The sequence below is a fragment of the Xylanivirga thermophila genome (assembly GCF_004138105.1).
GTDB lineage: Bacteria > Bacillota > Clostridia > Caldicoprobacterales > Xylanivirgaceae > Xylanivirga > Xylanivirga thermophila.
On record NZ_RXHQ01000003.1, the window covers coordinates 182,386 to 188,385 of the forward strand.

The 6,000-nt window shown below is 31.7% G+C and carries 6 protein-coding genes; 5 read left to right on the plus strand and 1 reads right to left on the minus strand.

The genetic code is table 11. From position 1 onward, the window contains the following. Positions 1-95 precede the first annotated feature (95 nt). From steA to EJN67_RS03205, 5 genes are all read left to right on the plus strand, one after another. Entirely contained in the window at positions 96-1,214 is a 1,119-nt protein-coding gene (gene steA / locus EJN67_RS03185) for a putative cytokinetic ring protein SteA (protein WP_129722259.1), read from the plus strand. A gap of 10 nt (positions 1,215-1,224) precedes the next feature. Then, positions 1,225-2,130, plus strand: coding sequence for a copper transporter (locus EJN67_RS03190; protein ID WP_129722262.1), 906 nt, complete (start codon positions 1,225-1,227; stop codon positions 2,128-2,130). Continuing rightward, positions 2,130-2,822 carry a glycosyltransferase family 2 protein gene (locus tag EJN67_RS03195; RefSeq protein WP_129722266.1) on the plus strand — a complete coding sequence of 231 codons (693 nt, stop codon included), beginning with the start codon at positions 2,130-2,132 and terminating at the stop codon, positions 2,820-2,822. Before EJN67_RS03190 ends, EJN67_RS03195 begins: the two co-directional genes overlap by 1 nt. Before the next feature lie 80 nt (positions 2,823-2,902). Continuing rightward, positions 2,903-3,625, plus strand: coding sequence for a phospho-N-acetylmuramoyl-pentapeptide-transferase (locus EJN67_RS03200; RefSeq protein WP_129722269.1), 723 nt, complete (start codon positions 2,903-2,905; stop codon positions 3,623-3,625). A 1-nt stretch (position 3,626) separates the two neighbouring features. Continuing rightward, positions 3,627-4,727: a DUF3866 family protein gene (locus EJN67_RS03205; protein ID WP_129722272.1), complete on the plus strand. Its 1,101-nt coding sequence runs from the start codon at positions 3,627-3,629 to the stop codon at positions 4,725-4,727. Here the strand turns inward: EJN67_RS03205 and EJN67_RS03210 are convergent. Next, complete coding sequence (locus EJN67_RS03210; RefSeq protein ID WP_129722275.1) at positions 4,692-5,864, minus strand: D-alanyl-D-alanine carboxypeptidase family protein; 1,173 nt, start codon at positions 5,862-5,864, stop codon at positions 4,692-4,694. The genes EJN67_RS03205 and EJN67_RS03210 overlap by 36 nt on opposite strands. Between the last annotated feature and the right edge of the window lie 136 nt (positions 5,865-6,000).

Here is a 6,000-nt window from a genome sequence, read left to right on the forward strand (position 1 = left end):
AAAAGTAGCATGCATTTTAGCATGTTATTTTTTTTTGTATAAAATCAGCTAATGTGCAAAATATAGTAATATGAAAACGAATAGGAGAGATAGATGTGATAAAAGGCAGAGCCAAAAAAGACATAAAGACAAAAAATTTGGTTAATAGGTTAAAACCTGGGGATATTGCTGTTATAAAACATGAAGATATTGACGAAGTAGCAGCTGTAAATTTAGCGGAAAAAAGAGTGAAAGCAATAGTAAACGCCTGCCTTTCCATAAGTGGGAAATATCCTAATCAAGGTCCTAAAATACTAAGTCAAAACAATATTCCCATTATTGATAATATAGGCAATGAGCTATTTGATTTTATACAAGAGAACGATATATTGCAATGGGATGGTAATAAATTATATATAAATAATGAAATAGTGGGTCAGGCATTTATATTAACTGAAAAGGAAATATTAAAAAAGATGGAAGATGCAGCAGATAATATTGATATTGCTCTAAATAAGTTTATTAATAATACCTTACAATATGCGCATAAAGAGAAGGATGTAGTCTTAACTCCTTTAAAATTACCAAGACCTAAACAAAAAATACAAGGTAAACATGTATTAGTTGTAATAAGAGGTAGAAACTACAAAGAAGATTTAAAGGCTATTCGATCATATATTGAAGAAGTAAAGCCAATTATGATAGGAGTAGATGGAGGAGGGGATGCTCTATTGGATTATGGATTTAAACCCGACATACTTATAGGTGACATGGATAGTGTATCCGACAAGTGTATCCGTAATTGTAAACAGATAATTGTTCATGCCTATCCGGATGGGCGCTGTCCTGGAATGGATAGGATTTGTAAGCTAGGACTAACGGCTGACATATTATCATATCCTGGAACCAGTGAAGATATTGCATTAATTTTTGCCTACGAAAATAAGGCAGAGCTTATAGTTACAGTAGGCAGTCATACAAATATGATAGATTTTTTAGAAAAGGGTAGACCAGGAATGGCTAGTACCCTTTTGGTAAGAATGAAGGTAGGATATAAGATAGTAGACGCGAAAGGAGTAAATGAATTATATAAAAACCAAATAAAGCCTAGATATGTGGCTGCTCTTTTTGCCGCTGCTCTTTTCCCGATTGTTTTAATATCCAGACTATCTCCCCAGATAAGAGAAATATACAGATTACTGGCATTGAAGATAAGGTTATTTTTAGGATGTTAGGTGGTAATATATGATGAATTTTAAGTATTATATAATATTGATAATTGGAATATTTCTTGCCTTAGGTCTTGGTATTCTTGTAGGAATTTCTTTAGAGAATAAAAACATACTAGAAAATCAACAAAAACAATTAACCAAACAAATAGAAGAGGAATTTAATATAATACGTACACAAACGGAGCAATGGAAAAATAACTACATTCAGCTAGAACAACAAAAACAACAAATTGACTGGTTGTGCAACGTACTTTTTGATGAGATTATAAAGGATAAGTTAAGTGATATTAGGGTGACATTTATTTCACTAGGAGAAAATAATAGCATCTATCAGGATATAATAAGTATTCTTGAAAATGCAGGTGCAAAGATTAGTTCTAGTTATATAATAAATAGCTCTTTAAATGAAGAAATATCTCAAATTTATTCTCAATACAGTGATACCCAGGATATGCCGCTAACTTCTCTATACCAATATATGGGCCAAGATTTAATATTTAGCATAACAGAAGGCCAAAATGTTAACTCAGTATACGAATTAATACAGAATGGAGCAATAAAAAATACAGTAAATATCGAGGATGGGTGCAATGCAATAATATTATCTGGAGATTATATTAAGGATAAAAATTTTGAATTGTTGACACAAGGAATAGTAAAAGCAGCGCAAGATTTAGATATAGCCATAATCGGCATATCAAACAGTAGCTATGATATCGAAAAATCCACATATAGAAATCTAGGGATATCTACAATAGAAAACATTGATTCTTTATATGGTAGGTTATGCCTTGTATCATTGCTTTGTGGCAATAGCGGGAACTATGGGATAAGAGAACAAGCAAATGGAATATTACCAGATCCGCTATTTCCTGCAGATATACGATCAATATATAATCACGAAAAAGGTGATAGATGATGATAAGATGCAATAATAATAATGTAGGAGTTATTATTCCAGCATTTAATGAAGAACGAAGAATAGAAAGTACTATTTGTGCGTTAAAGAATGTACCGGAAATAAAAGATATTTTGGTGATAGATGATGGTTCTACTGACCAAACATCTAAAATTGCTGAATTAGCCGGTGCTAGAGTATATAGATTAGATAAAAATTATGGAAAAGGGTATGCTTTGGAAACCGGGATTCAGTTACAAGATAATCCCATAATAATATTTCTAGATGGAGATTTAGGGGAAAGTGCTCAAGAAGTTACTAAACTTCTTAATCCTATTTTAAAAGATGAAGCCGATGTCACTGTGGCTAAAATACCTTTTGTAAAAAATAAAGGAGGATTTGGATTTGTAAAAAGATTGAGTATATCGGGTATAAGAAAAATAACTGGCAAGCATTTTAGTAGTGTCTTATCAGGACAAAGGGCCTTTAAAAAGGATGTAATGAAAATAGAATATCTACAATATCCACGATTTGGTATAGAATTTGGAATGACAATAGATCTTTTATGTTCAGGAGTTAGAATACAGGAAGTAGATGTAAATATGAAACATAGAATTACAGGGAAAAATTTTGCAGGATTTATACATAGAGCCAAGCAATTTAAAGATATCTCGCATGTTTTTATCAAAAAAATGTTAATGGAAGGTAGATAAAATTGATACTGGTTACTATATCATTTTTGATTACTCTATATTTATTGCCTAGAATTACCAGAATTTTGGAAAGCAACAATATGGTAGTAGAAAATTATAGGGGAATAAAGGTAATAACTGGGGCAGGAATTGTTTTTTTATTTGCATGCTTATTATCCTCAATAATTTTACTTTTGCATGAACCATCTATTGATATATGCGTATTCATAATAGTAAGTACCCTAGTTAGTTTGCTAGGAATTATGGATGATTATCTAGGAGATAATAATGCTAAGGGAATAAAGGGTCATATAAATACTATTTTAAGAGGCGAAATGTCTACAGGTGCTATAAAAGCAATATTAGGAATTTTTACGGGCCTCATAGTTTCCATTATCTATTATGATAGAATTTTCGAAATAATTATTAATACATCTATTTTTGCTTTATGCATTAATTTTTTTAATTTATTAGATCTTAGGCCTGGAAGAACAATAAAAACATTTATCATGTTCATAGTTTTATTTTTATTTTTTAATAATAGTGATTTCATATGGATGTTTTATCCCATGTTGGGCGTTTTATCCGTGTACATATTTGGAGAAATGCGAGAAGTATACATGCTTGGAGATTCAGGAGCTAATCTCATTGGTGGTATCATGGGGCTGTTTATAATTAGATCTATGACAACAAACTGGAAAATTATTATATTATCTTTTTTAATAATAATTCATCTATTTGCAGAATTTAATTCTATATCTGCTTGTATCAAAAAAAATCCCATTCTCAGATTTATTGATAATATAGGAAGGATAAGATCATAATATGAATATAGAATATAGAAAAGGTATTGTCAAAAGTATCAATTCATTTAATGGACAGGTATATATTCTTACTTTAGATATTGAGCATCCTATAAAAAGAGCCATAGGATATAGAATGTTGACTGGCGATATACAAAAAGGAGATTCTGTAATAGCAAATACTACCGCAGGTACTTTAAAGTTAGGAACTGGAGGATATCATTTTATTATTTATAACTATAGTTGTTATGAACAGAATATTTCCAACATAGGACATGGTATGAAATTAAAATATACACCTTTGCAATTCAAATGTTTACTAGCTGAAGAACATGACAGTATATACCATAACGATTTTAATTTACCTATAGATTTTAATCATAAAATGATCTATATAGGAGAACTTCATAGCATGTTAGCACCCCTTTGTGCCTATCTTAAATTATTTTCAAATAATAAAGTAAAGATTGGATACATAATGACCGACCATGGTGCTATGCCTTTAATGTTTAGTAAAAGTGTTCAAGAATTAAAGAAAAAAGAATTGCTCGATGTTACCATTACCTGTGGCAATGCATTTGGAGGAGATTATGAGTGTGTTAACATATACACTGCACTTATAGCAGCAGCCAATATCGAAAAATGCGATATTATAATAATTACTATGGGACCCGGTATATTGGGCACTGATACTAAATATGGATTTAGCGGATTAGAACTCGGATTTTATGGGAATTTTATTATGAGTACAGGATGCAAAAAGTTTATATATGTTCCGCGAATAAGCTTTGCTGATAAACGAGCTAGACATATGGGAATAAGCCATCATACAATAACCATACTAAATGATATTATACAAAGCAATGCTAAAATTGTCTTACCTCTAATGAAAAAAAGCCAGCTGTCATATATCTATAGACAGCTGACAATAAACAAGCTTATGGAGAAACACAATTTTTCTATAGTTGATGGCAATGGAATATATAGAGCTTTGGCTAATTATGAGATATGTCCTACCACAATGGGAAGGGGAATAGATGCTGATCCAATTTTTTTCAAGGCAGTGGGTGCTGCAGGGTATTATGGATTATTCAGAATGCTGGGGTTTAAGCCAACGATTTAATATTTTGTCAAAATAATCCAAAATATTAGCTGATTCTATACTTCTATCTGCCAATATATCTACATTGCCTATTTGATGACCGTTTAATTCAACTTTTAAGTATCCAATTTTTTGTCCTTCCTTTATAGGGGCCTTTAAAGGAATATCTATCTCTGAGCTAAAATTGAAATCTTTTGGAGATCCTTTTTGTAATAAAACGGATAAATCATTTGAAGCGATACCTGATATAATAGTAAATTTTCCATCTGTAACTGGTATATCCTTAGCCTGTTTTATAACTTGTCCTTTCTTTATTATTGGCACCGATTCATAGTTAGCAAATCCGTAATCCATGAGTTTACTTGCTTCTCTAAATCTGGCTTTTGAGTCAGGAGCACCTAGTATGACAGATATAAGCCTTAAATTATCACGTTTTGCTGTAGCGGAAATGCAATGGAGCGCTTCTGTAGTATATCCAGTTTTAACACCATCACATCCATCATAAAATCTTATCAGCTTGTTTGTGTTATTCAACATTGTTTCACCATCTCGCATATAATCCAGCCAAATTGTGCTCCATTTAAAAAATAAAGGATATTTTAACAGTTCTCTAGACATTATTACTACATCCTGTGCAGAAGAATAGTGATTCTCTTCTGGCAATCCTGTGCAATTCATAAAATTGGAGTTATTCATTCCCAATGAATGAGCTTTCTCATTCATTTTTTTTACAAACAATTCCTGACTACCTGATATTTTTTCAGCTATTGCAACGCTAGCATCATTGGCCGAAGCCACTATAATGGCTTCTAATAAAGTAGACACCGGGAATTGTTCGCCGGGAGATAAAAAGGCAGTAGAGCCTTTCACGCTAGCTGCTGTTTTACTAACTTCGACAATATCGTCCAGTTTCAACTCTCCCGCCTCAATAGATTCTAATGCTAATAATATAGTCATGATTTTAGTTACACTTGCAATTGGCAGTTTTTCATTTGAGCTTTTCTCGAATAATATTGTGTTTGTCTCATAATCTACCAAAATAGCTGCTTTTGCCGTTATTTCAAATGGCAGGTCTGGCTGAGCAAATGCTTGTGTAGGTATTAATAATAATCCTGATACAATAAACAGACAAACTAGTCTGCGAAAACCTGTTTTCACGATATAATCCCTCCTTGTATAATTAGTATTGTATTAATCAGTGAATGAAAGCACTATCAAACCTGCAAATTTAATAGTTAATCACATCAAACAAAACCAATCTAATCTAAATATCAAATACATTTTTGGCTCCATA

Coding starts and splice junctions, on each gene's coding strand:
- EJN67_RS03190 (WP_129722262.1), top strand. CDS start 1,225: ATGATGAATTTTAAGTATTATATAATATTGATAATTGGAATATTTCTT.
- EJN67_RS03195 (WP_129722266.1), top strand. CDS start 2,130: ATGATAAGATGCAATAATAATAATGTAGGAGTTATTATTCCAGCATTT.
- EJN67_RS03200 (WP_129722269.1), top strand. CDS start 2,903: ATGGTAGTAGAAAATTATAGGGGAATAAAGGTAATAACTGGGGCAGGA.
- EJN67_RS03205 (WP_129722272.1), top strand. CDS start 3,627: ATGAATATAGAATATAGAAAAGGTATTGTCAAAAGTATCAATTCATTT.